Origin of the sequence: Serratia marcescens, assembly GCF_006715005.1 — a bacterium.
In the GTDB taxonomy this organism is placed as follows: Bacteria; Pseudomonadota; Gammaproteobacteria; order Enterobacterales; family Enterobacteriaceae; genus Serratia; species Serratia montpellierensis.
Map to the genome: position 1 here is coordinate 1,563,678 of NZ_VFMJ01000001.1, position 25,115 is coordinate 1,588,792.

Annotated in this window: 26 protein-coding genes; 13 read left to right on the forward strand and 13 right to left on the reverse strand. The window is 56.8% G+C overall.

Annotated features, from left to right (window positions below):
* Window positions 1-61 precede the first annotated feature (61 nt).
* Complete coding sequence (locus FHU12_RS07455; RefSeq protein WP_100395682.1) at window positions 62-622, reverse strand: 3'-5' exonuclease; 561 nt, start codon at window positions 620-622, stop codon at window positions 62-64.
* A gap of 306 nt (window positions 623-928) precedes the next feature.
* Window positions 929-1,411, reverse strand: coding sequence for a hypothetical protein (locus FHU12_RS07465; protein WP_141968410.1), 483 nt, complete (start codon window positions 1,409-1,411; stop codon window positions 929-931).
* A gap of 225 nt (window positions 1,412-1,636) precedes the next feature.
* On the opposite strand from FHU12_RS07465, the gene FHU12_RS07470 reads away from it, so the two are divergent.
* On the forward strand, window positions 1,637-1,930 hold the full coding sequence (locus tag FHU12_RS07470) for a hypothetical protein (RefSeq protein ID WP_141968412.1): 294 nt from the start codon (window positions 1,637-1,639) through the stop codon (window positions 1,928-1,930).
* A 274-nt stretch (window positions 1,931-2,204) separates the two neighbouring features.
* On the opposite strand, the gene FHU12_RS07475 is transcribed toward FHU12_RS07470, so the two are convergent.
* Window positions 2,205-2,381, reverse strand: a complete 177-nt coding sequence (locus tag FHU12_RS07475; RefSeq protein WP_025159799.1) for a GhoT/OrtT family toxin — start codon at window positions 2,379-2,381, stop codon at window positions 2,205-2,207.
* Window positions 2,382-3,209: 828 nt separating this feature from the next.
* Between FHU12_RS07475 and FHU12_RS07480 the strand changes: the two genes are divergently transcribed.
* The gene (locus tag FHU12_RS07480) at window positions 3,210-3,899 is read left to right on the forward strand and encodes an alpha/beta hydrolase (protein WP_141968414.1); all 690 of its coding nucleotides are present in this window, start codon (window positions 3,210-3,212) and stop codon (window positions 3,897-3,899) included.
* 208 nt (window positions 3,900-4,107) lie between these two features.
* Here the strand turns inward: FHU12_RS07480 and FHU12_RS07485 are convergent, their stop codons facing one another.
* A complete protein-coding gene (locus FHU12_RS07485) occupies window positions 4,108-4,338 on the reverse strand; it encodes a biofilm development regulator YmgB/AriR family protein (RefSeq protein ID WP_084827704.1) in 231 nt (76 codons plus the stop codon).
* 352 nt (window positions 4,339-4,690) lie between these two features.
* Here FHU12_RS07485 and FHU12_RS07490 point away from each other — a divergent pair, with 352 nt between their 5' ends.
* The 3 genes from FHU12_RS07490 to FHU12_RS07500 are packed head-to-tail and all read left to right on the forward strand — an operon-like array spanning window position 4,691 to window position 6,495.
* Entirely contained in the window at window positions 4,691-5,254 is a 564-nt protein-coding gene (locus FHU12_RS07490; protein ID WP_141959428.1) for a fasciclin domain-containing protein, read from the forward strand.
* 45 nt (window positions 5,255-5,299) lie between these two features.
* Window positions 5,300-5,848 carry an RNA polymerase sigma factor gene (locus tag FHU12_RS07495; protein ID WP_141968416.1) on the forward strand — a complete coding sequence of 183 codons (549 nt, stop codon included), beginning with the start codon at window positions 5,300-5,302 and terminating at the stop codon, window positions 5,846-5,848.
* A complete protein-coding gene (locus tag FHU12_RS07500) occupies window positions 5,845-6,495 on the forward strand; it encodes an anti-sigma factor (RefSeq protein ID WP_141968418.1) in 651 nt (216 codons plus the stop codon). Before FHU12_RS07495 ends, FHU12_RS07500 begins: the two co-directional genes overlap by 4 nt.
* 94 nt (window positions 6,496-6,589) lie before the next feature.
* Here the strand turns inward: FHU12_RS07500 and FHU12_RS07505 are convergent, their stop codons facing one another.
* Both FHU12_RS07505 and yeaG read right to left on the reverse strand, forming a co-directional pair.
* Window positions 6,590-7,858: a YeaH/YhbH family protein gene (locus tag FHU12_RS07505; protein ID WP_038877203.1), complete on the reverse strand. Its 1,269-nt coding sequence runs from the start codon at window positions 7,856-7,858 to the stop codon at window positions 6,590-6,592.
* A 131-nt stretch (window positions 7,859-7,989) separates the two neighbouring features.
* On the reverse strand, window positions 7,990-9,924 hold the full coding sequence (gene yeaG / locus FHU12_RS07510) for a protein kinase YeaG (RefSeq protein ID WP_141968420.1): 1,935 nt from the start codon (window positions 9,922-9,924) through the stop codon (window positions 7,990-7,992).
* Between the two features lie 426 nt (window positions 9,925-10,350).
* Here yeaG and FHU12_RS07515 point away from each other — a divergent pair, with 426 nt between their 5' ends.
* A complete protein-coding gene (locus FHU12_RS07515; protein ID WP_025303095.1) occupies window positions 10,351-11,115 on the forward strand; it encodes a MipA/OmpV family protein in 765 nt (254 codons plus the stop codon).
* A 94-nt stretch (window positions 11,116-11,209) separates the two neighbouring features.
* Here FHU12_RS07515 and FHU12_RS07520 read toward each other — a convergent pair whose 3' ends face one another.
* Together FHU12_RS07520 and gapA are read right to left on the reverse strand one after the other, a co-directional pair.
* A complete protein-coding gene (locus FHU12_RS07520) occupies window positions 11,210-12,085 on the reverse strand; it encodes a D-hexose-6-phosphate mutarotase (RefSeq protein ID WP_141968421.1) in 876 nt (291 codons plus the stop codon).
* An 84-nt stretch (window positions 12,086-12,169) separates the two neighbouring features.
* Window positions 12,170-13,165 carry a glyceraldehyde-3-phosphate dehydrogenase gene (gene gapA, locus FHU12_RS07525; RefSeq protein WP_004932222.1) on the reverse strand — a complete coding sequence of 332 codons (996 nt, stop codon included), beginning with the start codon at window positions 13,163-13,165 and terminating at the stop codon, window positions 12,170-12,172.
* 348 nt (window positions 13,166-13,513) lie between these two features.
* On the opposite strand from gapA, the gene msrB reads away from it, so the two are divergent.
* The gene (msrB, locus tag FHU12_RS07530) at window positions 13,514-13,927 is read left to right on the forward strand and encodes a peptide-methionine (R)-S-oxide reductase MsrB (RefSeq protein ID WP_141968423.1); all 414 of its coding nucleotides are present in this window, start codon (window positions 13,514-13,516) and stop codon (window positions 13,925-13,927) included.
* A 63-nt stretch (window positions 13,928-13,990) separates the two neighbouring features.
* Window positions 13,991-14,263 (forward strand): YeaC family protein, encoded by a 273-nt coding sequence (locus FHU12_RS07535; RefSeq protein ID WP_033634809.1) that lies wholly within the window; start codon window positions 13,991-13,993, stop codon window positions 14,261-14,263.
* 42 nt (window positions 14,264-14,305) lie between these two features.
* Here FHU12_RS07535 and chiD read toward each other — a convergent pair whose 3' ends face one another.
* The 4 genes from chiD to sppA all read right to left on the reverse strand — a co-directional run bounded on the left by chiD (window position 14,306) and on the right by sppA (window position 19,437).
* Window positions 14,306-15,583 (reverse strand): chitinase ChiD, encoded by a 1,278-nt coding sequence (gene chiD, locus FHU12_RS07540; RefSeq protein WP_141968425.1) that lies wholly within the window; start codon window positions 15,581-15,583, stop codon window positions 14,306-14,308.
* A gap of 232 nt (window positions 15,584-15,815) precedes the next feature.
* Window positions 15,816-16,448 carry a bifunctional nicotinamidase/pyrazinamidase gene (pncA, locus tag FHU12_RS07545; protein ID WP_141968428.1) on the reverse strand — a complete coding sequence of 211 codons (633 nt, stop codon included), beginning with the start codon at window positions 16,446-16,448 and terminating at the stop codon, window positions 15,816-15,818.
* 22 nt (window positions 16,449-16,470) lie between these two features.
* Window positions 16,471-17,487, reverse strand: coding sequence for an asparaginase (gene ansA / locus FHU12_RS07550; protein WP_099817283.1), 1,017 nt, complete (start codon window positions 17,485-17,487; stop codon window positions 16,471-16,473).
* Window positions 17,488-17,580: 93 nt separating this feature from the next.
* Window positions 17,581-19,437: a signal peptide peptidase SppA gene (gene sppA, locus FHU12_RS07555; RefSeq protein ID WP_103101069.1), complete on the reverse strand. Its 1,857-nt coding sequence runs from the start codon at window positions 19,435-19,437 to the stop codon at window positions 17,581-17,583.
* Window positions 19,438-19,597: 160 nt separating this feature from the next.
* On the opposite strand from sppA, the gene FHU12_RS07560 reads away from it, so the two are divergent.
* The 5 genes from FHU12_RS07560 to FHU12_RS07580 all read left to right on the forward strand — a co-directional run bounded on the left by FHU12_RS07560 (window position 19,598) and on the right by FHU12_RS07580 (window position 24,686).
* Window positions 19,598-20,149 carry an NAD(P)H nitroreductase gene (locus tag FHU12_RS07560; RefSeq protein ID WP_103686627.1) on the forward strand — a complete coding sequence of 184 codons (552 nt, stop codon included), beginning with the start codon at window positions 19,598-19,600 and terminating at the stop codon, window positions 20,147-20,149.
* A gap of 157 nt (window positions 20,150-20,306) precedes the next feature.
* Window positions 20,307-21,350 (forward strand): selenide, water dikinase SelD, encoded by a 1,044-nt coding sequence (gene selD / locus FHU12_RS07565; protein WP_141968430.1) that lies wholly within the window; start codon window positions 20,307-20,309, stop codon window positions 21,348-21,350.
* A gap of 8 nt (window positions 21,351-21,358) precedes the next feature.
* Window positions 21,359-22,468: a tRNA 2-selenouridine(34) synthase MnmH gene (mnmH, locus tag FHU12_RS07570; RefSeq protein ID WP_141968432.1), complete on the forward strand. Its 1,110-nt coding sequence runs from the start codon at window positions 21,359-21,361 to the stop codon at window positions 22,466-22,468.
* A complete protein-coding gene (locus FHU12_RS07575; RefSeq protein WP_043142985.1) occupies window positions 22,468-24,393 on the forward strand; it encodes a DNA topoisomerase III in 1,926 nt (641 codons plus the stop codon). The genes mnmH and FHU12_RS07575 overlap by 1 nt, the downstream gene beginning before the upstream one ends.
* A complete protein-coding gene (locus FHU12_RS07580) occupies window positions 24,390-24,686 on the forward strand; it encodes a YnjH family protein (RefSeq protein ID WP_141968434.1) in 297 nt (98 codons plus the stop codon). Before FHU12_RS07575 ends, FHU12_RS07580 begins: the two co-directional genes overlap by 4 nt.
* Window positions 24,687-24,707: 21 nt before the next feature.
* Here FHU12_RS07580 and FHU12_RS07585 read toward each other — a convergent pair whose 3' ends face one another.
* Window positions 24,708-25,109, reverse strand: coding sequence for a pyrimidine (deoxy)nucleoside triphosphate diphosphatase (locus tag FHU12_RS07585; protein ID WP_141968436.1), 402 nt, complete (start codon window positions 25,107-25,109; stop codon window positions 24,708-24,710).
* Window positions 25,110-25,115 lie beyond the last annotated feature (6 nt).

Sequence of the window (25,115 nt, forward strand, 5' to 3'; positions counted from 1 at the left end):
CCGAGTGACAAAGAGGGCTAGAGTAGAGACTCTGGCGGCAAATGAAAAGGGGCAAAGCGGGTCAGCGCTGCGCCCCCTGGCGGTAATAGAGCGCCGAGACGGTATCGGCCACATAGCGGGCCTGGTGGCGAGCATCATCCAGCGCGCGATGCGGCATGCCTTCGAACGGGCGGGTCTTTTTCGGGTTAAAGCCGTGCAGTTCCGCCAGCGTGATCACCGTGCGCACGTCCTGAGTATCCCAGAATTTCCACGGGCAGGGCATTTCCAACTGCTGGAAGGCATGCTCGAGGATCGCGCAGTCGAACTCTTTGCCGTTGCCCCAGACTTTCACCGTATCGGTGCTGTTCATATGGATGAAGCGGCTAAGGCTGCTCAGCACGCGCTTCAGGCTCTCGGTGCCGCCGAAGGCCTGCTTGCGCGCTTCATCGGACTGCTTCGCCCACCAGGCGACCGTATCCAGGCTGATGGTACGGCCCGGTTGGTCTTTCTGGCTGCTGACGGCGGCTTCGAATTCGGCGCCCAGCTCCCCGGTTCGGGGATCAAAAAACACCGCCGCAATCACCAGAATGACGGCGCTGGGTTTTATATCCAGGGTTTCAATATCTAACATCAGATGGTGCATCGGCGTTTCCGGTGGTTGGTGGGGTAGCTTAATGTTACTACAGAACGTGCGCCGATGCGGCCGGTGCGCACATGAAATCCTTTTAAAGCGCCGCGTTCAGGTTATGATGTTTGGGATACTCTTGTCTGGTTGGTCGCTATCGGTGAGAACGCTTATCTTTATTCTGTGCATGGTTGGCTACTTGCTGCTGCTGGGCTACCTTAGCGTGTTTGTCACGGACAAGATCTGTGAGAAGGCGGGCAACTACACCAAAATATGCCGCATCGTAGATATTTCCGAACCCCATATCCCCAAATAGCGTCGGGTTTACCCAAGGTAGTCAGTGGTAATCAACGGGGTCAGGATGGCCGCCAGCGCCGTGAGCGCTCCCCATTGCCGCCAGCCCAGCCGCGCCAGCCAATCATGCCGCTGCGGGGGCGTGGCCAGTTGCCCGACGGCCACGGCGCCGGTAAGCAGCAGCGTCAGAATCAGCAGTACCAGGCCACGGCTCACCAGCGTGAACTCCACATGCAGCACATTGGCGTAATACAGGCGCATCAGGATAAAATAGCTCAGCAAGATCCAGGCGAAAACGACGTTCTTCTTGAGCACCTGCTGCAGCATCAACGCGAGGAACAGGCTGTGAAACAGCGACAGCAGGGGCGCTTCAAGCGGGTGCCGAACGCAGACGTTGTAGACCGCCATGTAAATGTTGAAAACCAGCAGGATATAGATCACGTATATATACCAGCCGTAGATCACTTTGAGTTTTTTCGGGCTCGGCGGCAGGGAGAGTGCGTCCGGTTTCATTAATGCCTCCTGATGACGCCAGGCAAACGCGACGGTTGAAGACGGCGCGGCGGCATCGTAATTTAAAATTCACAGGGTATATATCACCCGGGCGCTAAATGACGATTAAACACAGGATCGGCTTTATTTCCGCGCTGGCCTGGAACTCTTTTTCTCTCTCGAGGTCGGCTGGTGTGTGAGTGTTTGGCAGTTTTCGCACCCTGATGAAAGACGTAATATATTGATATGAAAGATTATAAAAACACTTCGGGTACTAAGGTTCTGCTGCTGTTCAGCCTGGCTTTTTACACGCTGTTGCCGCCGCTGCTGACGGCGGCCGTGTTCAACCGTTTTAATCTTAACCCCTTCGCGATCGTCAAATTTTTGCACTTTAACCCGTTTTTGGCCGATCGGGGCATACCCGGTTATCAAACTTTCTTCTACTTGCTGATGCTATGGTTGGGGGTGAATATTTTGCTGTGGCTGCTGGTGTGGGGCGCCGGGCGGTTGTATCGGTGCTGGCGAGCGGCGCGCGGCTGATATTTTACCAAAGGGAAAAAGTCGCGCAGGGAAATGACTTTACAATCAATAATGAGACGTATTATCATCTTTTGGCCGGTGAGGGGAAAGGGTTGTCTCCTTCTGTGCCCCCCGAACCGGCACGACATTGCTCACATTGCTTCCAGTTTTCATGCCAGCCTTGCGCTGGCGTTTTTTTTATCCCACGCCAAAAAACCGCGACGCCGGCGGCCTTCCCTTTTTCATTAGCATGGCTGTTTAAAAAACCAAGCCCGCCGCGAGGTCTATTGGGGGATTAGAACAGCGAAAACAGCAACACGACCGGCAGACTCAACGGCCAGGTTAACCCGATGGTCAGCGCGCTGATACAGCGAATTTTGACGGTGTCCCGGCTAACCAGATAGGTGAAAACCATAGAAACTAACAGACCAATAAAATAACAGTATTGCGTTGCAACCCACAGCGACGACATGAAACCCGATCCCAGTTGTATTTTTACGCGCGAATTCTAGGAGCTTGGCGGGCGATAATCAATGACCCACGGCCGTTAATTCCAACCTTTATCCATAAGATTGCATAATTTATTTCTATAAAGAACACAGGGTTATTAACAGCTTTACGTTTATTACGAAAAGAAATCAACAACATAGTTACCGGTAACATTTTGCGTCGGCAAGCCCTCACTTTGGCGGGGCTGCGCCAGGTAAGAAAAAAGTTGGCGCGGGATGCCGAAAGGGGATAGGACTGTTATCTGTAAATATTATTGATGTATCTGTGGGCGGAAAGGTTAAGGCAAGATAGCGTCAGGTTTTGCTTTCGTGGGCGCTTTGGGGGCGGTTTTAGCGCATCGTCCCGATGCGCTTGTTTGCCAGTTGGGGAGGGGTATTTATTGCCGCCGCAGGTTTAATGAATGTTAAGACCGTAGACGAACAGCCACGAAAACAGCAGCGCCAGCAGGCACGTCATCAAAACGATGGAGATCATTTCCTTCACAACTACATTCCTTTTCCCGGCAGATAGGATTTACTTGTCTTTGTTTTTGCGTGAGATTTTAGATCGACATGGGTAAAAATCCTAGTTTTAATCCTATTTTTCGCGCTGTCACCACGGCTTATGCCGCCTCGCAAGGTCATGACGGCGTCTGAAAATCGACCCCTTAACCCGTCGTAGCTATTGCCGAATGCCGCGAGGCTAACTATATAAAATGGGGATCGCGCGACGTCGCCGGCAGTAAGGCGCGTCCCGAAGGGCGGCTGTTGACCTGTCTACAGTGCCTCCATATGAGATGAAGGAGTCGTCAATGAGCACAAAACCAACCATCGTGCTGGTCCACGGATTCTGGGGCGGCGCCGCGCACTGGAGTAAGGTCATCCTCGAGTTGTCGCGTAAGGGATATTCGGCGATGCATGCGGTGGAAATGCCGCTGACCTCGTTGGCCGAGGATGCGGAACGCACGCGCAAGATGGTCGCGCAGCAAGCGGGACCGGTATTGCTGGTGGGGCACTCTTACGGTGGTGCCGTGATCACGGTAATGGGCAACCAGCCTAACGTGGTCGGCCTGGTCTACATTGCCGCCTTTGCGCCGGACGCTGGAGAAAGCCCCGGCGGTATTACGCAAGCGCATCCCCCTGCGGCGGTCGCGAATCTGGCCCCGGACAGCGACGGCTATCTGTGGATCAAAGCCGACAAGTTTCATGAGAGCTTTTGCCAGGATCTGACCGCTGATGAGGCGCTGGTGATGGCGGTGGCGCAGAAGGCTCCGCTGGCCGATACCTTCGGTAACACTATCAATGAACCAGCCTGGAAACATAAACCGTCATGGTATCAACTCTCCAGTGACGATCGCATGATAGCGCCGGAGAATCAGCGGCATATGGCGCAGCGGCTGCAGGCAAAGAAAGTCATGGTGCTGAATGCCAGCCATGCTTCGCTGGTTTCCCATGCCGCAGAGGTGGCGGGATTGATTGACGAAGCGGCCGGTTCTGTATAAAGCAAGGCAGGAAGGTCATCTGGCTAAAAGGTGACAGCCTATAACCGAGTATGCCTTCGCTGCCTATTACGCCGGGCTAAAGAGCCGGCGTAATAGGCGCTTATTAGGGATAAGGGTTGATATCGCTATCGAGGTTAATGATGAACATCATCATTAACACCACGAGGGTGGCAATAATGGCGTAGATTTCCGCCTTGCGCATATCGCCTTAACGTCCGTTGACGCCGATCATTTCTATTGCTGCACGATGCAGTCTCTGAAAATAATCATCGGGCTGTTTTTCCACCTCCTGGATAAGGCAGGCGAGCAGGTTCTGTTTGGTTATCGGCTTGTTGGCGGTCAGCACCAGTAGCACGCTTTTGCCGAGCAGGCAGCAAATTTGCTTATGGTATTCATCAACATCTTGTTTGTTGAGGCCAAAGAGAGTGTAGTCGATCATGATGTCTAACCTGCTGACAGGTAAATGCCCACCGTGGCGGGCTGAGAAGCCATGGAAAAATAAAATGAGGCAAATTTCGCTTAGGAAAGGACTTAAGCGATAAAGTAACGATAACTGAATGGGAATATTCCTATCAAGCCGCGCAGGCATGGAGGCGAATGTTTAGGAATAACCTCAGAAGAAAGAATGGAAAGTGGCTGTCAGCACCGGAGCATGTATTTGTTAGGGATCTTTGTAAAGGTGCTCGTTCCTTTTGCGTTATTTTTTGCCATCCGTGCATCCACTTGGCGCCCCTCATGCGTATATCAGTAATGAGCGACACTTCCGCTCCGCTTACGTTGAGGACTTAATCATGAAAACGCTTATCTCCACTATCTTCACCGGCTCATTATTGTTCAGCGCCGCAACCCTGGCCGTTGCCGCTGATTCGGCATCCGTGATGGTTGGGGGGGCTGCGATGTACCCCTCAAAAAACATTGTGCAAAATGCGCTGAATTCAAAAGATCATACGACGCTGGTTGCGGCGGTTAAAGCTGCCGGCTTGGTCGATACCTTGCAAGGCAAAGGACCTTATACGGTCTTTGCGCCAACGAATGCCGCATTCGCCAAATTGCCTGCCGGTACGGTGGATAATCTACTAAAACCGGAGAACAAAACTCTGTTGACCAGCGTGTTGACCTATCACGTCGTGGCGGGGAACTATGACATGAAAGCTCTGGAGAGAAAAATTGAGCAAGGCGGAGGACGGGCGGAACTCAAAACCGTCAATGGCCAGTCGCTATGGTTTATGAATAACGGTCCGCATAATATTCAGATCAAAGATGCCAAAGGCGACGTCGCCAACATCAGCACCTATGATGTGCGACAGCAAAACGGTGTAATTGAGGTTATTGATACCGTGCTAATGCCAAAGTAATGCCTATACTCGAAATGGGCAAAGCTTAACCGCTTTAGGAATGGCATGGATCACTCGTTGAAAGAAAACCAGATAATGTGCTTAAAGGCGATCGCTAATGGCGATCGCCGAGCATTTGAACGCCTGTACAGTTCGACATCCGCATGTTTATTCGCCGTTGCGCTACGCATGTTGCGTAATCGTCAGTGGGCAGAAGAGGTTCTGATCGACGGCTTTCTTACCATATGGCAACGTGCTGGAGATTATGACCCTACCATGAGTTCGCCTATGACATGGCTTACTCATATTATAAGGAATCGATGTATTGATGGATTGCGTAGCCGGCACGGGCGCCATGTGGAACTGGAAGAAGAATATAGCGATCAAATCCCTCAGTCGGAAAATGAAAGCCAGGGTGATGAGGAGGAGCTGGCTAAAAAGTTAAATGACTGTTTGAAGCATCTGACTTCTGAACAACGGCAAAGTATTGCTTTGGCATATTATCAAGGGATGTCGCACGCGGATATCGCTGATTGGTTGCAGCAACCGCTGGGTACGGTAAAAAGCTGGGTCCGCAGGGCGCTAGCACATCTAAAGGATTGCCTGGGCCTATGAACAGACGCGAAAGTGATGACATGTTGGCTGCAGAATATGCTCTTGGCACGCTCAGAGGGAATGCTCGGCTGCATTTTGAGCGCCGTCTGAAAACGGATAGCGTTTTAGCTAACCAGGTTGGAAAATGGCAAAGTATTTGGTCAGGGCTGGATATCGATATCACGCCAATATCGCCCCCTGAAAGCGTTTGGAAAAGAATCGAATTAAATCTGCCTCGATACGCTTCGCCCCGACGGCGCGTGCGAAACTATATTGCATGGGGGCTTGCTGCGGGATTGGGCGCATTGAGCCTGAGTTCGTGGTTTTATTGGCGTACGCCAGAGCTGAAACCGCTAGTTGTGCTGAATGGAACGAATCAAGGGACGTGGGTCGTTAGTTCAGACGGTCAAAGAAAAATTGTTCGTATAACCCCCTTAGGGCTCGCCGCTATTCCGGACGGGAAAAGTCTTGAACTATGGCTGATTCCTGTAGGACATAAACCCGTTTCAATTGGGCTCGTGAACGTGAAAGGCGTGAGTCAGTTTTATTTGGCAGATGCTGATTTAGTTAAAGGAGCAACGATTGCCATCAGCCTGGAGCCGTTAGGTGGCTCACCGAGCCAGCAACCGACCGGCCCCGTGTTGTATTCAGGTGAGTTGACTCTATGATTGACGCCGGATGCGGATGCACCCCGCAGAAATAGCATTTGAATTCGTTGATAAATAAAACGGCCGGGCATACATTCTCCGGCCGTTTTTATGATTACACGGTCTGCTTGCGAAACAGTTCGCGGAATACCGGATAAATATCGTCCGGCTCGCGGATATGCTGCATGGCGAAGTTGTCGAATTTCGCCTGCAGATCCTCATATTCGCGCCACAGCGTCTGGTGAGCGCGACGAGTGATTTCTATATAGCTGTAGTAACGCACCATCGGCAGGATCTTCTTCGCCAACAGCTCATGGCACAGCGGTGAGTCATCGGCCCAGTTGTCACCGTCCGACGCTTGCGCGGCGTAGATATTCCATTGCGCCGGGTCGTAGCGCTCTTCGACGACGTCGTTCATCAATTTCAGCGCGCTGGAGACGATGGTGCCGCCGGTTTCTTGCGAATAGAAGAACTCCTGTTCGTCCACCTCTTTCGCCTGGGTGTGGTGGCGAATATAGACCACCTCGACGTTTTTATAGGTACGGCTCAGGAACAGATAAAGCAGGATGTAAAAACGTTTGGCCATGTCTTTGGTCGCCTGATCCATCGAGCCGGACACGTCCATCAGGCAGAACATCACCGCCTGGCTGGAGGGTTCCGGCCGGCGCTCATAGTTTTTGTAGCGTAGGTCGAAGGTGTCGATAAACGGCACGCTTTCGATTTTCTTGCGCAGTTCGGCAATCTCCTTGCGTAACCGCTCCTCTTCCAGCAACTGCACCGGTTCGGTGTTTTCCAGCTGGTTCAACTCGTCTTCCAGTTCGTGCAACGCGCGCCTTTTCCCAGCGGTCATGGCGGTACGCCGCGCCAACGAGTTTTGCAGCGATCGTACGACGCTGATGTTGGCCGGCACACCGTTGGCGGTATAGCCGGCGCGGTGGGTTTTGAACTCGGTCAACTGCTTGTACTGGTTCTTTTTAAGGTTGGGCAGGGCAAGATCTTCGAACAACAGATCGAGATATTCGTCTTTAGAAATCTGGAAGACGAATTCATCCTGGCCTTCACCATCCTGGCTGGCGTTGCCCTGGCCGCCGCCACCGCCTGAACCGCCCTGAGGCCGCTCAACGCGATCGTTCTGCACGAAGTGGTCGTTGCCCGGATGCACCCGATGGCGCGTGCCGCCGCGCCCCTGATGAAACATCGGTTCGTTGATATCGTCAGTGGGGATGGAGACCGACTCCCCGCTGTCTACGTCGGTGACCGAACGCTTGTTGATGGCTTCGGCAATCGACTGTTTGATTTGCGACTTGTAACGACGCAAGAAGCGCTGGCGGTTCACCATGCTCTTGTTTTTGCCGTTCAGCCGTCGGTCAATGAAATAGGCCATACTTCCCCCAAACGACGTTGCCAACTCTTCATGTCCCGGCCGCTACAGCGCAATGTGCAGCCCCTCCGTGGGCTGCGCTGCAACGTCCATGACTGTGGACATGGCCCTGATAATGCCGCTTACCTGAGGCGTTATGAGGATTTTCTGACCCGCAGATACCATTCACACAGCAGGCGCACCTGCTTACGGGTATAGCCTTTCTCCATCATGCGGTCGACGAAGTCGTCGTGTTTTTTCTGCTCGTCCGTCGAGGTTTTGGCGTTGAATGAAATCACCGGCAACAGCTCTTCGGTATTGGAGAACATTTTCTTCTCGATCACGGTACGCAGCTTCTCGTAGCTGGTCCAGTTCGGGTTGCGGCCGTTGTTGTTGGCGCGGGCGCGCAGCACGAAGTTCACGATTTCGTTGCGGAAATCTTTCGGGTTGCTGATGCCGGCCGGTTTTTCAATTTTTTCCAGTTCGGCGTTCAAGGACTCGCGGTCGAACAGCTGACCGGTATCGGGATCGCGATACTCCTGATCCTGGATCCAAAAGTCCGCGTAGGTCACGTAGCGATCAAAAATGTTCTGTCCGTATTCCGAGTAGGATTCCAGATAGGCGGTCTGAATCTCTTTGCCAATAAACTCGGCGTATTTTGGGATCAGGTAGCCTTTCAGGTGTTCCAGGTATTTCTCGGACAAATCCTGCGGGAACTGTTCGCGCTCGATCTGCTGTTCCAGCACATAGAACAGGTGCACCGGGTTAGCCGCCACCTCGGCGTGATCGAAGTTAAATACCCGCGAAAGGATTTTAAAGGCGAAACGGGTGGAGAGGCCGTTCATGCCTTCGTCAACCCCGGCGTAGTCGCGGTACTCTTGATAGGACTTGGCTTTCGGATCGGTATCCTTGAGGCTTTCGCCGTCATACACGCGCATTTTCGAGTAAATGCTCGAGTTTTCCGGCTCTTTCAGCCGCGACAGCACGCTAAACCGCGCCAGCGTCTCCAGGGTGCCCGGCGCGCAGGGCGCGTGGGTCAGCTCGCTGTGGTCCAGCAGTTTGTCGTAAATCTTGATCTCTTCCGACACGCGCAGGCAGTAAGGCACCTTGACGATGTACACGCGGTCGAGGAACGCTTCGTTGTTCTTGTTGTTACGGAAGGTCACCCATTCGGATTCGTTGGAGTGCGCCAGAATAATGCCGCTGAACGGCAGGGCGGAGATGCCTTCGGTGCCGTTGTAGTTGCCTTCCTGGGTCGCGGTCAGCAGCGGATGCAGCACCTTGATCGGCGCTTTGAACATCTCGACGAATTCCATTATCCCCTGGTTGGCGCGGCACAGGGCGCCAGAGTAGCCGTAGGCGTCCGGATCGTTCTGCGCGTGGTTCTCCAGTTTACGGATATCCACTTTACCGACCAGCGCAGAGATGTCCTGGTTGTTCTCGTCGCCCGGTTCGGTTTTGGCGATGGCGATCTGTTCCAGAATGGAAGGGCGCACTTTCACGACTTTAAACTTGGTGATATCACCGCCGAACTCATGCAGGCGCTTGGCCGCCCACGGCGACATGATGGTGCCGAGATAGCGACTGGGGATATTGAACTCTTTTTCCAGGATCGAGGCATCTTCCTGTGGATTGAACAGGCACAGAGGATGATCGTTGACCGGGCTGCGCTCGCCGTTGGCGCTGAGGGTGTAGATGGGCACGCGCTGCATCAGCGCCTTCAGGCGTTCTGCCAGCGAGGACTTACCGCCGCCCACCGGGCCCAGCAGATACAGGATCTGTTTCTTCTCTTCCAGGCCCTGCGCGGCGTGTTTCAGGTAAGAGACGATCTGTTCGATGGCCTCTTCCATGCCGTAGAACTCTTCGAAGGCCGGATAACGTGCGATCACGCGGTTGGAGAACAGGCGTGACAGGCGTGATTCTAGCGCAGTGTCGACCATCACAGGTTCACCGATAGCCATCAGCAGACGTTCGGCCGCGTTGGCATAGGCACTGCGATCTTGCCGGCAAATGGTAAGAAATTCCTGCAGTGTGAACTCTTCGTCCTTGGCAGCTTCGTAGCGCTGGCGATAGTGGTCAAATATGTTCATGATGCCCGTCCTTTCGTTATTAGCACAGGTTAAAGAGAGCGTGTGATAGTGTTCTGGCTCCCGAAAGATGAGAATACGCCTGAGTACAGCAACCCGTATGCCAACTTGGTGCGCTTATTATCGCGAGTTGCGCTGTATGCCACTGGGCCCAGGATAAATTCACCTTCTGATTTAAGCTTAGTTTGCTTGCCGGAAAATTTCCTGCCGCAGAAAAAGCTTTTTTTAAGTCATATCAATGACTCAGTTATTACCGTGTGAGCCAAATGCCTTGTCTGGCGCGGCCTGCGGGATGAAACGTCATCGTTCCGCCATGATTAATTCATAATTCCGCTATAAGTTATTCGATCTTGGTCGTTTTCTATTGTAAAGATTAGGCGCGTAACTAAATTTTCACATAAACTGTTGCAGCTATTAACCCTGTAATTTATGGAAAAAGAACCAGTGAAGATTTCAAAACTCAAAACGCTAGCAATTATCGCTTCCGCAATGGTTTGTGCGCAAAGTGCTCAGGCGGGAACCTGGTCACTCGGCGCTGCCGCGCTGGTTAGCCCGGACGCGTATCGTGGTTATCAGGACCGCGTGTATCCGGTGCCCGTTATCGACTACGAAGGTGACGACTTCTACTTCCGTACTCTGACCGCCGGTTACTACCTGTGGAAGGATCAAGAAAACCAGCTGAGCATCATGGGTTACTACACGCCATGGGGCTACCGTCCGGGCGACAGCGACGACGATCGCATGAAGCGTCTCGACAAGCGCCGCGGCACGCTGATGGCCGGCCTGGCCTATTCGCACAACGCCGAGTGGGGCACTATCCGTACCACTTTCACCGGCGACACGCTGAACAACAGCAACGGGCTGGTGGGCGATGTGGCTTACCTGTACAAGTTTGATCTGGACGCGCTGACGCTGGTCCCGGGCGTGGGCGTAATGTGGAACAGCAAGAACCAGAACAAATACTACTATGGCGTCAGCGCCAATGAGTCGCGCCGCAGCGGCCTGGACAGCTACACCCCAGGCGATAGCTGGGCGCCGTATCTCGAACTGAGCGCCAATTACCAGATCAACAAAAGCTGGAATGCCTTCTTCGTCGGCCGCTATGTGAAGTTGTCTGATGAAGTGAAAGACAGTCCGATGGTGGATAAATCCTACACCGGTTTGTTGATGACGGGTGTGAGCTACACCTTCTAATCACGCATTGCACGATAATCGTGCATGACGTGCATCAAAAAGGGGCGCCAGCGCCCCTTTTGCACATCGGTAGTGCGCTGCCGCGCACGGCTTTTCAGGCCTTCTTACGGCTGCGGAAGGTCACACCCAAACGGGCCGGTTGTTCGCCGGCGGCGACCAGCGGTTTACTGACGCGCCCGGTCTCTACGCAGACCATGGTCTTGTAACCGTCGTTCGGCATATCCCCCATGCTGCAGGAGAGCTCTACGCCCGGGTTCCAGGCGATAACGTCACTCATATGGTGGTGGTGAACCTCGATGGTGCGTGCGAGCGCCGGATCGCGGATCTGGCTGAAGGCCTCCGGGCGAGTGTAGACGCGGTCGGTTTGGCCGACGAAGGTCACTTCGCCCGCCTGGCGCGCCTCTGCGCCGCCCGCCACCTTGTCGATATAAGGCTCGCCCAGGCCCGCTACGCTGACCCGATCGATGTCGCCGACCTGGAAGTAGCTGTGCAGCGCCGCCGTGGCCTGATAGTCGCCGTGCGATTCCAGTTCGATCTCGCACTCTGCTCCCAGCTTGAAGCGGGCAATCAGCGTGAAGGCATGCGGCCACAGTTTTCGGGTCTGCTCATTGTCTTTCAACGTGAAGGTCAGGATGACGCCGTTGTCATCTTCATCGTGCGCCGTCAGACTCCAGGGTTGATTGCGGGCAAAACCGTGGGAGGGTTGCGCCACCGGGCCGAACCACGGCCAGCAGATCGGCACGCCGCCGCGGATGGACTTGCCTTTGGCAAAAGGCGTATTGTTGCTGAGCCAAATGACCGGCTGTTCACCGCTGGGCTGCCAGGCCAGCAAATGGGCGCCCTGCAGTGCGACGGCCGCGCGCACTTTAGGGTGCGAGACCACCACTACGCCCAACTCATCGAGTTGACGCTGGCTGATGTAAGGCGAAATCTGTTCGGAAACGGGCAGGGTGAAAATTTTCTCGTTCATTCCATAACCTTCTTGTTTGCCGGAGAGACAAATAAAAAAGGGCGACAAAAATGTCGCCCTCATTATCAGCTTAACATCATGCCATTACTTGGAGATGTGAGCGATCAGGTCCAGAACCTTGTTGGAATAACCGGTTTCGTTGTCGTACCAGGAAACCAGTTTCACGAAGTTGTCGTTCAGTGCGATACCGGCTTTGGCATCGAACACGGAAGTCAGTACTTCGCCGTTGAAGTCGGTGGAAACCACGTCGTCTTCAACATAGCCCAGAACGCCTTTCATAGAACCTTCAGCGGCGTCTTTGATGGCTTTCTTGATTTCTTCGTAGGTAGCTGCTTTTTCCAGACGCACGGTCAGGTCAACAACGGATACGTTAGGCGTCGGTACGCGGAACGCCATACCGGTCAGTTTGCCTTTCAGCTCTGGCAGAACAACGCCAACCGCTTTCGCTGCGCCGGTAGAAGAAGGGATGATGTTCTGGGATGCGCCGCGGCCGCCGCGCCAGTCTTTGTGGGACGGGCCATCAACGGTTTTCTGAGTGGCGGTGGTCGCGTGAACGGTGGTCATCAGGCCTTCAACGATACCGAAGTTGTCGTTGATGACTTTAGCCAGCGGCGCCAGGCAGTTGGTGGTGCAAGAGGCGTTGGACACGATGTCCTGGCCGGCATATTTGTCAAAGTTGGCGCCACGCACGAACATTGGGGTCGCATCTTTGGATGGGCCAGTCAGAACGACTTTTTTAGCGCCAGCGGTGATGTGTTTACGTGCGGTTTCGTCGGTCAGGAAGATACCGGTCGCTTCAGCAACCACGTCAACACCCACTTCGTTCCACTTCAGGTTAGCCGGGTCTTTCTCTGCGGTAACACGGATGGTTTTGCCGTTAACAACCAGGTGGCCGTCTTTAACTTCTACCGTACCGTTGAAACGGCCGTGAGTAGAGTCATACTTCAGCATGTAAGCCATGTACTCTGCGTCCAACAGGTCGTTGATTGCAACGATCTCGATGTCAGAACGCTCTTGAGCAGCACGGAAAACAATGCGACCGATACGGCCAAAACCGTTGATACCTACTTTGATAGTCATATATTCCACCAGCTATTTGTTAGTGAATAAAAGGTTGGTTGTAAAATTACAAAAACCTTACCCAGCGTCAAGCGGAATCGTGTCAATTCTTGCGGCAAGTCAAACCGGAAGGGTGGTTTTGCACGCTTATTGCACAGTCCATTTGCGCTCGGCCTCATCCGTTATATGGGGACAAGCCGCCAAGTATAAAGTCAGCATACGCAAGATGTGTGATCGCTATCACATATCATCGTGACGTGGCCTTTATGGGCTACAGTTTAGGCCAAAAACCCCTGCAGCGGTGTTAATTTTTTGTTATTATTAATCATTGTTTTCGTTGACATTATCCATATTCAGAGATAAGCACAAATGGCTAAAGAGACAACCCCCGGTCATCCGGTCACGGAACTGAATGAAATCCAACGTTATGTGACGCAACAGCGCGGCACCGAAGCGCCGTTCAGCGGCAAATTGCTGCACAACAAGCGCGAGGGCGTGTACCATTGTCTGTGCTGTAACCAGCCGCTGTTCTATTCCGAAACCAAATACGATTCCGGCTGCGGCTGGCCGAGCTTTTATGAGCCGGTTTCCGTCGATGCAATCCGTTATCTTGATGATAATTCACATAATATGCATCGTATTGAAATCCGCTGCGGCCACTGTGACGCGCACCTGGGGCACGTTTTCCCCGATGGCCCGCAGCCGACTGGCGACCGCTACTGCGTCAACTCCGCCTCGTTGAGTTTCACCGATGGAGAAAATGGCGACCAAACGGCCGGCTAAGTGGTAATTTAACCAACAAAATCGATTCAGCTAATTATTCATCCGTAAGCGAGAAGGGCTCTGATGGACGTGAAAGATCTGATTGCGGCGATGACGCCCGAGATATACCAGCGCCTGGTACAGGCGGTTGAGCTGGGCAAATGGCCGGACGGCGTGGCGCTGACGCCGGAGCAAAAAGAAAACAGCCTGCAGGCGGTGATGCTGTGGCAGTCGATGAACAACGTCGATCCGCAGCACATGAGCATCGGTACCGACGGGCAGATCGTGATGAAGAGCAAGCAAGAGCTGAAACAGCAGTTCGTTGCCGAGCCGCTGGCCAAACTCAAGCCGCAGTAAGGCTGCCCTAAAGCGGGGCGATGCCGCCATCGCCCCGTCGATTCACCGTTTTTCGCCCTTTATGCCCAGCGATTCCGCCAGCTGCTGCGCCAGCCGGTTGTTGTCGTCCGCGCCGTACTCCCAGAACATCGCTCCTCCCAATCCCTGGCTTTTGATGTACTCGGCCTTGATGGCCACCGAACGCGGGTTCTCGTAGGAGATGGCGAACAAGGGTTTGCCTGCGGCGGATTGCAGCGTCAGGTAAGGTACCTTGGCGTCCTCATCCCAGTGTTCGCGAAAACGATGCTGCGGATCGTTGAGCAATTTGCTGACGATATCGTGGTATTTAAAGTAAGTATCTTTGCTGAGATCCAGCCCCAGCGCGTTGAACAGGGCGGTTTCGCGCGTGCTGAAGTATGGCTGCGTCACCGGATGCTTGGCGGCCTCCGGCTTGTCCCAGTCGATGCCGGCCTCGGTCGCCCGTTTCGGCACCCGGCCGTAGAAACCGATGCCCAGGTTCATCTGTGCCGGTTTCAGCCCGGCGGCCAGATAATTCTTTACCACGAAATCGGCGCTGTAGTGGTCGGCGGCGGCCACGGTTGGCCAACGCTTTGAATCGTACAGGTTGGCATTGAAGTACTGCGTGCCGTAAGCCATGTCGTAGGTCATCAGATTGATGTAGTCGAGGTAAGGGACAATACTTTTCACATCGACCCATTCCTGCGGGCTTTTGACGTTGGCCCCGACGGCGATGGTTAACAGCTTGCCTTTCCCCAGCGCCTGATGAAGCTCTTTCAGCAGCTGGGTGAAGTTGTCGCGATCTGCCGGTTGGCTTTCCACCAGTCCCCAGGCGCCGTTGACCGGATATTCCCAGTCCAGATCGATACCATCCAGCTGATACTGTGCGATCGCCTGCAGCGCGGAGCGGATGAATATCGCCCGGTTTTCCGCAGTAGCGGCGGCGCCGGAGAAACCCCGTGCGCCCCAGCCGCCGACCGACAACAGCACTTTCAGCTCGGGGTTCTGTTTACGCAGCACCGGCAGCCGTTGCAGATCGGCCGTTACCTTCGGCGACAGATAGATCTGGTGGCGGCGAGCGGGGTCTTTCAGCGCCGCATTGGCTTCGTCTTTCTCACCGTTGTAGATCAGGCCGAAGGAATAGTTGAGATGGGTAATTTGCGTGACGTCCAGCTTGTCGATGTCGCCACCGGGGCCGGCGGTGACGTCGCCGCCGCCGTTGAAGTAGCCGACGGAAAGATAAGCCGCCTGGGCCGTGCTTACGCCGGCCATAGCCAACTGCACCGCTGCCAGCAAAGGCAGCAGTTTTCGGGTTATTTTCATGTCTGTCTCCTTGGATCGGCAAGGCCGACCGTACCGCCAGAGGCGGTCACAATAAAGCCGGGCTCAGCGGGCCCCGGATGCGTATAACCGATTGACGCCAAAAGCGTCGCAGCCATAACAGCAAAAGCGCCTGCCGGTCACAAGCCGTTGGGGAAGAAGAAGGGCGGTATTGTGAGCGGCGTCGATATTTTCGCCGCCGCGCAGAGAGGGCACCGGTGGCGCCCGAGAGGATTTAGTGGGCGAGAAACTGTGACAGGGTAACCAGTTGTGCGCCGGCGCGCGCCATGTCCTGCAGCGCCCGTTCGCTGTCGTCCGGCTGCAGATTCACGCCGCGGCAGCCGTCGACGATCACCTGCGTTGGATAACCGGCAGCCAGCGCATCCAGCACGCTGAATTTCACGCAGTAATCGGTCGCCAGGCCCATGACAGCCAGTCGCCGGACGCCCTGCGATTGCAGCCAGCCGTGCAGTTCGGTCTGCGCTCGGTGGCCGTTATCGAAAAACGCGCTGTAGCTGTCGATATCCGTATCCTGGCCCTTGCGAAAAACGGCATTGATGTGCTGCCGCTGCAACTGAGGGTGAAAATCGGCACCGTGGCTCCCTTGCACGCAGTGCACTGGCCACCACACCTGCGGCAGACCTTCCAGCTCGCCGAGGGTACCGACCTGCGCATGGGAGTTCACCGCAAAGCTGCGGTGATTGGCCGGGTGCCAGTCCTGGCTGGCTACCACCGGCTCGCCACGCGCCAGACAGGCGGCGATCGCCTGATTGGCAACCGGGATGACGGCGTCGCCCTCCGTGACCGCCAGCGCGCCGCCGGGGCAGAAATCGTTTTGCAGATCGATCAACAACAGGGCCGTTTTCATCGCCGCTCCAAAGATCAGTAGGTTAACCGTTGATGCTCAGTTCGCCGCGCAGGTCTTGCTGCATCAGGGCGCGGATTTGTTCCGGCGTCAGCGGCTGGCTCAGCAGGTAGTGCAGCTTGGTCAGGGCGGCTTCCACCGTCATGTCGAAACCGCTGATCACCCCGGCGTGCGCCAGCGCGTTACCGGTAGCGTAGCCTTCCATATTGACGCGCCCGGAGATGCACTGCGTCAGGTTGACCACCACGATGCCGCGTTCGGAGGCCGCACGCAACTCGTCGATCAGCTCGGCCTTCTGCGGCGCATTACCGACGCCGTAGGAGCGCAGGATCAGTGCCTTGACCGGCTGCAGCAGGAAATTGCGCACCACCGCGCCGGAAATGCCCGGATAGATAGTGACCACGCCGATCGGCTGCGGTGTGATGTCGTGCACCCGCAGCGCGCCGTTGCAAGCCGGGCTGTCGATGCCGTGCTGGCGACGAATGTGAATGCCGGCTTCCAGCAGCGGCGGCAGATTCGGGGAGGCGAAGGCGTCGAAGCCGTCGGCGTGCGCTTTGGTGGTGCGGTTGCCGCGGAACAGCTTGTTGTTGAAGAACAGGCTGACTTCGTTCACCGGATGGTTGGCCGCCAGATACAGCGCGTTGAGCAGGTTGGTCTGGCCATCGGAACGCAGCTCCGCCAGCGGAATCTGCGAACCGGTGACGATCACCGGTTTATCCAGGTTTTCCAGCATGAAGGAGAGCGCCGATGCGGTGAACGCCATGGTATCGGTGCCGTGCAGGATCACGAAGCCGTCGTAGCGATCGTAGTTCTGCTTGATGTCGTCGGCGATGTGCTGCCAGTCTTCCGGCGTCATGTCCGAAGAGTCAATCAATGGCGCATATTCATGAATGGTGAAATCCGGCATTTCCGGGCGATGGAATTCGGGCATCAGCGCCAGCTGGCGCTGCAGGTGGCCGGAAACCGGGATATAGCCGTGATCGGAGCGCTGCATGCCGATGGTGCCGCCGGTGTAGGCGACGTAAATGGATTTCTTTTGCATGGTCATGATTTTAACAAAGATAAGATGGGCTGAATTATAGGGGCATGGCGGCAGAAAAAAAGCCCGGCGATGGCCGGGCTGCAGAATTATTTGTTAGCGGACTTCTCCGCAGGTTAGACAGATCGCATAACGGTTTTGCGGATCGTTCAGGTTATTGAACAAGCCCGGCTGCTCTTTCACCGCGTTGGCGACCGAGGCCAGCGGGGCAGGCAACATGGCCTGAATCGCCGCAGGCAGCATGGCGTGAATGGAAACGCCGAACTGGCTGAGCACCATATCGCTGAGGCTCGGGGTGTCGACGAACCAGTCGAGCTGCCACTGCTGCAGCTTCGCCAGCTCGGCGGCTTTCTTCACCGCGTCGTCGAAATCGCCCAACTGATCGACCAGGCCGTTGGCCTTGGCGTCGCTGCCGAGCCAGACGTGGCCCTGGGCGATTTGATCAACCTGCTGCGGGGTCATTTTGCGCGATTTGGCAACCAGATCGAGGAAGTTCTTGTAACCGTTTTCGATATTCAGCTGCATCATCTGCGAGAACTCCTGCGGCAGCGCCTTGGTGACCGCGATGTCGGCCAGCGGTGAGGTCGCCACGCCGTCGGTGTGCACGCCCAGCGTATCCAGGGTTTTCTCGTAGGTGTTGATGATGCCGAAAATGCCGATGGAGCCGGTCAGGGTGCTCGGGCTGGCGATGATGTAGTCGGCTGGCGTCGAGACCCAGTAGCCGCCCGACGCAGCCATGCCGCCCATCGACACCACCACCGGTTTGCCGGCGGCGCGCACGGCGGCCAGCTCGGAACGGATCACTTCGGACGCGCTGACGCTGCCGCCCGGGCTGTTGACGCGGAACACCACGGCTTTAATGGCCGGATCCAGACGCGCCTGACGCAGTTCGGCGGCGGTGGTATCACCCCCGACATTGCCCGGCGTTTGCGGGCCATCCATGATGGCGCCGTTGGCGAATACCACGGCGATCTTGCCGCCCTGGTTCGCGTCCGGTTTCGGCTGATAGTCGTAGATGCTGATGGCGTTGAAATCGTTCGCCTGTTTGTCCCAGCCGAAGGTTTTGACCAGCTGATTTTCGATCGCGGTGCGCGACGCCAGCTCGTCCACCAGCTTATTGTCCAGCGCATAGCGGGCGGTGTCGCCACCGGCCGCCTGCAGGCCGCTCAGTACGCCGGCGGCGCCCGGGAACAGCTGCTGCGGCGTCAGCTGGCGGTTGGCCGCGACGGTCTCGAGATAGTTTTGCCACAGACCGCCAATCCAGCGGCTGTCCGCTTCGCGCGCCGCCGGGGACATGTCGTCGCGGATCAGCGGTTCGACCGCCGATTTATAGGTGCCGACGCGGAAGATATTGGTGGTGACCTTGAGCATGTCCAGCAACGACTTGTAATACAGGTTGTTGGTGGCGAAACCGTGCAGATCGACCGCGCCCTGCGGCGACAGGTAGACCTTGTTGGCGTAGCTGGCCAGATAGTATTGCGTCTGGTTGTAGCTGTCGCCGATGGCGAAGATCGGTTTGCCGCTGTCGCGGAACTCGCGCAGCGCTTTGCCGATATAGCGCAGCGACGGCTGATCGGCGCCGGCGAAGTCATTCAGCTGCAACACCATGCCGGTAATGTTTTTGTCGTCTTTGGCCTTGCGGATGCTGTCTACCACGTCGAACAGCGAGTTTTCCTGCAGGCGGCTGCTGGAGGCGCCCAACAGCTCGCGGCCCCACTGCCGTACCCGGTTGTTTACCGAAGGTTGATCGACCACCACGCCGCTTAAGTCGACCAGCAGTGCGCCGCGCGCAGGAGCCGTCGAGGTGGAGGAGCTTTGGAAGGACAGATAGATACCGACCCCAACCAGGATCAGCAAGACCAGGAACAGGTTAAGGATCAGTTCCCTGATAAAATTCAGCAGACGCCATGTCCACCGGAAAATGCCGGCAATAATTTGCCACAATGTGCGCATGTGCTCTCCAACAAGAGTCGAGAATGTTCCGCTATCCTAATGAGCGGCCGGGTAAATGTCAGCTTTAAATCGTGGCACACAGACGCTATCGCCGAGGCTGTAACTCGTCGTTTAGCTATGTTAACGTGGCCGGAATGAAAATTGTTATCAGGAGTTTACGATGGATGCTCTGGATCTTTTATTGAATCGTCGCTCGGCTTCGCGCCTGGCGGAACCGGCGCCGGCGGGGGAAGTGCGCCAAAATATCATCAACGCGGGCCTGCGTGCGCCCGATCACGGCGCGCTGCAGCCGTGGCGTTTCGTGATGATCGAAAATCAGGGGCTGGAGCGTTTCAGCCAGCTGCTGCAGGCGGCGGCGAAGCAGGATCGGCTGGATGAGGCGGCGATTGAAAAGGCCACCAAGGCGCCGTTCCGCGCACCGCTGATCATCACCGTCATTGCACATTGTACTGAAGAGACCAAGGTGCCGCGCTGGGAGCAGGTGGTTTCCGCCGGTTGCGCGGTGCAGGCGATGCAGATGGCGGCGTTGGCGCAGGGCTTTAACGGCATCTGGCGCACTGGCGCCTGGACCGAGCATGCGCTGGTGCGCGAAGCCTTCGGCTGCCGCGAGCAGGACGAGATCGTCGGCTTCCTCTATCTGGGCACGCCACAGCTGAAGGCCGCTACCAAGGTGACGCCGCCGGACAGCACGCCTTTCGTCAGCTATTTCTGAGTTTTCTCCGGCGGGGCGCGGCTAAAATGCGTCAAACCCCGCAAAATCGCATGGTTTCTGAGCAGGCCGCTCGCTTATCGGCGGCACGCTCTTATCAATCCCCTCGGCAAGCGCTACCCTATGTTATCTTGAGTGCCGTTACCGAAGGGAGTGGACTATGACATCGCCAGCGATCCGTTTAACCCAGTACAGCCATGGCGCTGGCTGCGGCTGCAAAATCTCACCGAAGGTTCTCGAAACCATCCTGCACAGCGAGCGGGAAAAATTTGTCGATCCGCGTCTGTTGGTCGGCAATGAAACCCGCGACGATGCGGCGGTATACGACATTGGCAACGGCGTCGGCATCATCAGCACCACCGACTTCTTCATGCCGATCGTCGACGATCCGTTCGATTTCGGCCGTATCGCCGCCGCCAACGCCATCAGCGACGTGTACGCCATGGGCGGCAAACCGATCATGGCGATCGCCATTCTCGGCTGGCCGATCGCCAAGCTGCCGCCGGAGGTGGCGCAGCAGGTGATCGACGGCGGCCGTTTCGCCTGCCAGCAGGCGGGGATCGCGCTGGCCGGCGGCCACTCCATCGATGCTCCGGAACCTATTTTCGGCCTGGCGGTGACCGGCGTGGTCAATACCGAGCGGGTGAAGAAAAACAGCGCGGCACAGGCCGGATCAAAACTTTATCTGACCAAGCCGCTGGGCATCGGTGTGCTGACGACCGCCGAGAAGCAAAGCAAGCTGCGCCCTGAGCATCAGGGCCTGGCGACCGAAGTGATGTGCCGCCTGAACAAGCCGGGCGCTGACTTTGCCGAAGTCGCGGGCGTCACGGCGATGACCGACATCACCGGCTTTGGCCTGCTGGGCCACCTGAGCGAGGTATGCCAGGGCTCCGGTCTGCAGGCGACGGTCTGGTTTGATCGGGTGCCGAAACTGCCGGACGTCGAGGCGTATATCGCCGAGGGCTGTGTGCCGGGCGGCACCGGGCGCAACTTCGACAGCTATGGCCATCTGGTGGGCGAGATGAGCGATTTGCAGCGCCAGCTGCTGTGCGATCCGCAAACCTCCGGTGGCTTGCTGTTGGCGGTATTGCCTGAGTCGGAGGCGCAGGTGCTGGCGATTGCCGAGCAGCACGGTATCACGCTCAACGCTATCGGTGAATTGCATGCCGCACAGACCGGGCAGCCGCTGATCGAGGTCGCGTAGTGTCCAACATGCAAGGAAGGCCGGACAGCGACGATTACCCACGCATTTTCCTGCAGGACGTGCCGCTGATTGACGTGCGCGCGCCGATCGAGTTTCAGCAGGGCGCTTTCGCCCAGGCGGTGAATTTACCGCTGATGATCGACAGCGAACGCCAGGCGGTCGGTACCTGCTATAAGCAGCAGGGGCAACAAGCGGCGATCGCGCTCGGCCACAGCCTGGTGAACGGCAAACTGCGCGAACAGCGCACCGCCGCCTGGCTGGCGGCCTGCGCAGAGCGGCCGGAAGGCTATATTTACTGCTTCCGCGGCGGGCTGCGCTCGCAGCTGGTGCAGCAATGGCTGCATGAGGCCGGCGTGAATTATCCGCGTATCACTGGCGGTTATAAGGCACTGCGCAATTATCTGCTCGGTGTACTGACGCAAAGCGCGGCATTGCCGATGGCCCTGGTGGGCGGCAATACCGGCAGCGGCAAGACGCTGCTGGTCAACGAACTGGCCGACGGCGTCGATCTGGAAGGCGTGGCGCGCCACCGCGGTTCATCTTTTGGCCGAACGCTGGCGGGACAGAGCTCGCAGATAGATTTTGAGAATCGTCTGGCTGTGTTATTGCTGAAAAAACAGCATGGTGGCAGCCGCCGTTGGGTGCTGGAAGACGAAGGGCGGATCATCGGCAGCAACAATCTGCCGTTGCCGTTGTTCAACGGCATGCAGCAGGCGCCGGTGGCGGTGATCGACGATCCGTTCGACATTCGCCTGGCGCGCCTGCAGGCGGAATATATCGACGGCATGCGCGAACAGTTCGAACAGGCTTATGGCATGGAAGAAGGCTGGCGACAGTACGACGACTATTTGCACCACGGTCTGTTCGCCATCCGCCGCCGTTTGGGCCTGGAGCGCTTCCAGCAGCTGACGCAGCGGTTGGAGGCGGCGCTGCGGGCGCAGCGCCTCAGCGGCCAGGGCGACGCGCACCGTGAATGGTTGGCGCCTCTGTTGCAGCAGTACTACGATCCGATGTATTGCTATCAGTTGGAAAAGAAAGCCCAGCGGATTGTCTTCCGTGGGGACTATGCAGAAGTAAGAGAATTCTTGATGACGTTCAGCCAGAAAAACGGTGATTAATGCGACTGTTCATAGCCGAGAAACCGAGTTTGGCGCGCGCCATTGCCGACGTCTTGCCCAAGCCGCATCGCCGTGGCGACGGCTATATCGCCTGTGGCAACAACGACGTGGTGACCTGGTGCGTCGGCCACCTGTTGGAGCAGGCTCAGCCTGACGCCTATGACAGCCGCTATGCGCGCTGGTCGTTGGCGGATCTGCCGATCATCCCCGAAAAATGGCGCTTGCAGCCGCGGCCGTCGGTCAGTAAACAGCTCAACGCCATCAAAAAGTTGCTGCTCGAAGCCGATGAGGTGGTTCACGCCGGTGACCCGGATCGCGAAGGGCAACTGTTGGTGGATGAGGTGCTGGACTACCTGGATTTGACGGCGGAAAAGCGCCAGAACGTGCGCCGCTGTCTGATCAACGATCTCAACCCTCAGGCGGTGGAGCGCGCGGTCGAGCGGCTGCGCGACAACCGAGACTTTATCCCGCTGTGCGTGTCTGCGCTGGCGCGCTCGCGCGCAGACTGGCTGTACGGCATCAATATGACCCGCGCTTATACGCTGCTGGGCCGCAACGCCGGCTACGACGGCGTGCTGTCGGTGGGCAGGGTGCAGACGCCGGTGCTGGGATTGGTGGTGCGGCGCGATGAAGAGATCGAAAACTTCGTGCCGAAAGACTTCTTTGAGGTCAAAGCGCACATCGTTACGCCGAAAGAAGAACGCTTTGTGGCGCTGTGGCAACCCAGCGACTCCTGCGAACCTTATCAGGATGAAGAGGGGCGTTTGCTGCACCGGCCGTTGGCGGAGCACGTGGTCAAGCGCATCGAAGGCCAGCCGGCCCTGGTCACGTCTTATAACGATAAACGGGAATCAGATACCGCGCCGCTGCCGTTTTCGCTCTCCACGCTGCAAATCGAAGCGGCCCGGCGTTATAACCTCAGCGCGCAACAGGTGCTGGACGTTTGCCAGCGGCTGTACGAAACCCACAAATTGATCACCTATCCGCGTTCAGACTGTCGCTATCTGCCGGAAGAGCATTTCGCCGGCCGCCACGCGGTGCTGAACGCCATCAGCGTGCACCAGCCTGAACTGTACCCGCAGCCGGTGATCGACAGCGATCGCCGCAACCGCTGCTGGGACGATAAAAAGGTCGATGCGCACCATGCCATCATTCCCACCGCCCGCGCCGGCAAGATTAATCTGACGCAGGATGAACGGAACGTGTATGGACTGGTGGCGCGCCAGTACCTGATGCAGTTTTGTCCGGATGCGGTGTTCCGCAAATGCGTGATCGAGCTCGATATCGCCGGCGGCAAATTCATCGCCAAGGCGCGTTTCCTGGCGGAAGCCGGCTGGCGCACGCTGCTGGGCAGCAAGGAGCGCGACGAGGAAAACGAAGGTGCACCGCTGCCGGTGGTGGCCAAGGACGATGAGCTGCTGTGCGAGCGCGGTGAAGTGGTGGAGCGCCAGACGCAGCCGCCGCGGCCGTTTACCGACGCCAGCCTGCTGTCGGCTATGACCGGCATCGCGCGATTCGTACAAGATAAAGCGTTAAAGAAAATCCTGCGGGCGACCGATGGTTTAGGAACGGAAGCGACGCGAGCGGGGATCATCGAATTGCTGTTCAAGCGGGCGTTTCTGTACAAGAAGGGACGCTATATTCACTCCAGCGAAACCGGGCGCGCGTTGATTCATTCGCTGCCGGATCTTGCTGCGCGCCCTGATATGACGGCCAACTGGGAAGCCACGCTGACGCAAATCAGCGAGAAATCCTGCCGCTATCAGGACTTTATGCAGCCGTTGGTCGGCACGCTGCAAGAGCTGATTTATCAGGCTAAGCAGAGCCGGGCGAGCATGGCGTTTCGTGGATTGCCGCCGCCGCCCTCCAGCGGAGGCAAAAAACGTAGGAAAAGCGCCGGCAAGGCGCAGGAGAAGAGTGAATGAAGCATGGACTCAGTGGGGTATTGGCTGCCGCTGCCCTGATGTTTTCCGGCCTGGCGGCCGCCAATCGCGGCGATGTGGACGTGGTATTGCCGGTTTCGCCGGAGATCTGGGGCACGGCCAAAAGCGGCGTCAACCCGCCGCCGGCGCAGCCCTGCAACCGCTGTTGCGTCTACCAGAATCAGAACTATTCCGAGGGCGCGGTGCTTAAAGTGGAAGGGGAAGTGCTGCAGTGCGTGCGTGAGCCTAACACCATCGGCACCAACCCCTTGATTTGGGTGCGATTGAAGAAGTGACGATGTAACCTGTCGCCGCGTTCAGCGTGAATCGGCTTGCGCGGCGATATAGTCTGCCAGCAGTGGAACGTCAGCGGGTGCCAGAGCGTATTCCTGCGCCTGTTGCGGCGTGACCCAGACCAGCGCCGAGTGGCAGCGCTGCTGCAGTTCACCGGAGAACTCCGCGACTCGCCAGGCGTGCAGCCGGATGATGCGTTCGCCTTGCCGCCATTGATTGCTGCCCACATAGTTGCCGATACGGGCGCAAATCCCCAACTCCTCATCCAGCTCGCGCGCCAGCGCTTCTGGCTGGCTTTCGCCGGCTTCAACCTTGCCGCCGGGAAACTCCCATAGACCGGCCTGATCGCTGCCTGCGCCGCGCTGGGCCAGCAAAATGCGGCCGTTCTGTTCCAGAATGGCGGCTACCACATCGATAATTTTCATTGGCTT

Excerpts from the sequence above, each read along its gene's own strand:
- FHU12_RS07520 (WP_141968421.1), bottom strand. The coding sequence starts at position 12,085 with ATGAACGAGAAAATTTTCACCCTGCCCGTTTCCGAACAGATTTCGCCT.
- FHU12_RS07465 (WP_141968410.1), bottom strand. The coding sequence starts at position 1,411 with ATGAAACCGGACGCACTCTCCCTGCCGCCGAGCCCGAAAAAACTCAAA.
- FHU12_RS07495 (WP_141968416.1), top strand. The coding sequence starts at position 5,300 with ATGGATCACTCGTTGAAAGAAAACCAGATAATGTGCTTAAAGGCGATC.
- gapA (WP_004932222.1), bottom strand. The coding sequence starts at position 13,165 with ATGACTATCAAAGTAGGTATCAACGGTTTTGGCCGTATCGGTCGCATT.
- FHU12_RS07515 (WP_025303095.1), top strand. The coding sequence starts at position 10,351 with ATGGAAAAAGAACCAGTGAAGATTTCAAAACTCAAAACGCTAGCAATT.
- FHU12_RS07490 (WP_141959428.1), top strand. The coding sequence starts at position 4,691 with ATGAAAACGCTTATCTCCACTATCTTCACCGGCTCATTATTGTTCAGC.
- chiD (WP_141968425.1), bottom strand. The coding sequence starts at position 15,583 with ATGAAAATAACCCGAAAACTGCTGCCTTTGCTGGCAGCGGTGCAGTTG.
- FHU12_RS07535 (WP_033634809.1), top strand. The coding sequence starts at position 13,991 with ATGGACGTGAAAGATCTGATTGCGGCGATGACGCCCGAGATATACCAG.
- selD (WP_141968430.1), top strand. The coding sequence starts at position 20,307 with ATGACATCGCCAGCGATCCGTTTAACCCAGTACAGCCATGGCGCTGGC.
- FHU12_RS07485 (WP_084827704.1), bottom strand. The coding sequence starts at position 4,338 with ATGATCGACTACACTCTCTTTGGCCTCAACAAACAAGATGTTGATGAA.
- pncA (WP_141968428.1), bottom strand. The coding sequence starts at position 16,448 with ATGAAAACGGCCCTGTTGTTGATCGATCTGCAAAACGATTTCTGCCCC.
- FHU12_RS07480 (WP_141968414.1), top strand. The coding sequence starts at position 3,210 with ATGAGCACAAAACCAACCATCGTGCTGGTCCACGGATTCTGGGGCGGC.
- msrB (WP_141968423.1), top strand. The coding sequence starts at position 13,514 with ATGGCTAAAGAGACAACCCCCGGTCATCCGGTCACGGAACTGAATGAA.
- FHU12_RS07580 (WP_141968434.1), top strand. The coding sequence starts at position 24,390 with ATGAAGCATGGACTCAGTGGGGTATTGGCTGCCGCTGCCCTGATGTTT.
- FHU12_RS07455 (WP_100395682.1), bottom strand. The coding sequence starts at position 622 with ATGCACCATCTGATGTTAGATATTGAAACCCTGGATATAAAACCCAGC.
- FHU12_RS07575 (WP_043142985.1), top strand. The coding sequence starts at position 22,468 with ATGCGACTGTTCATAGCCGAGAAACCGAGTTTGGCGCGCGCCATTGCC.
- mnmH (WP_141968432.1), top strand. The coding sequence starts at position 21,359 with ATGCAAGGAAGGCCGGACAGCGACGATTACCCACGCATTTTCCTGCAG.
- FHU12_RS07470 (WP_141968412.1), top strand. The coding sequence starts at position 1,637 with ATGAAAGATTATAAAAACACTTCGGGTACTAAGGTTCTGCTGCTGTTC.
- FHU12_RS07505 (WP_038877203.1), bottom strand. The coding sequence starts at position 7,858 with ATGGCCTATTTCATTGACCGACGGCTGAACGGCAAAAACAAGAGCATG.
- FHU12_RS07585 (WP_141968436.1), bottom strand. The coding sequence starts at position 25,109 with ATGAAAATTATCGATGTGGTAGCCGCCATTCTGGAACAGAACGGCCGC.
- FHU12_RS07500 (WP_141968418.1), top strand. The coding sequence starts at position 5,845 with ATGAACAGACGCGAAAGTGATGACATGTTGGCTGCAGAATATGCTCTT.
- yeaG (WP_141968420.1), bottom strand. The coding sequence starts at position 9,924 with ATGAACATATTTGACCACTATCGCCAGCGCTACGAAGCTGCCAAGGAC.
- FHU12_RS07475 (WP_025159799.1), bottom strand. The coding sequence starts at position 2,381 with ATGTCGTCGCTGTGGGTTGCAACGCAATACTGTTATTTTATTGGTCTG.
- sppA (WP_103101069.1), bottom strand. The coding sequence starts at position 19,437 with ATGCGCACATTGTGGCAAATTATTGCCGGCATTTTCCGGTGGACATGG.
- ansA (WP_099817283.1), bottom strand. The coding sequence starts at position 17,487 with ATGCAAAAGAAATCCATTTACGTCGCCTACACCGGCGGCACCATCGGC.
- FHU12_RS07560 (WP_103686627.1), top strand. The coding sequence starts at position 19,598 with ATGGATGCTCTGGATCTTTTATTGAATCGTCGCTCGGCTTCGCGCCTG.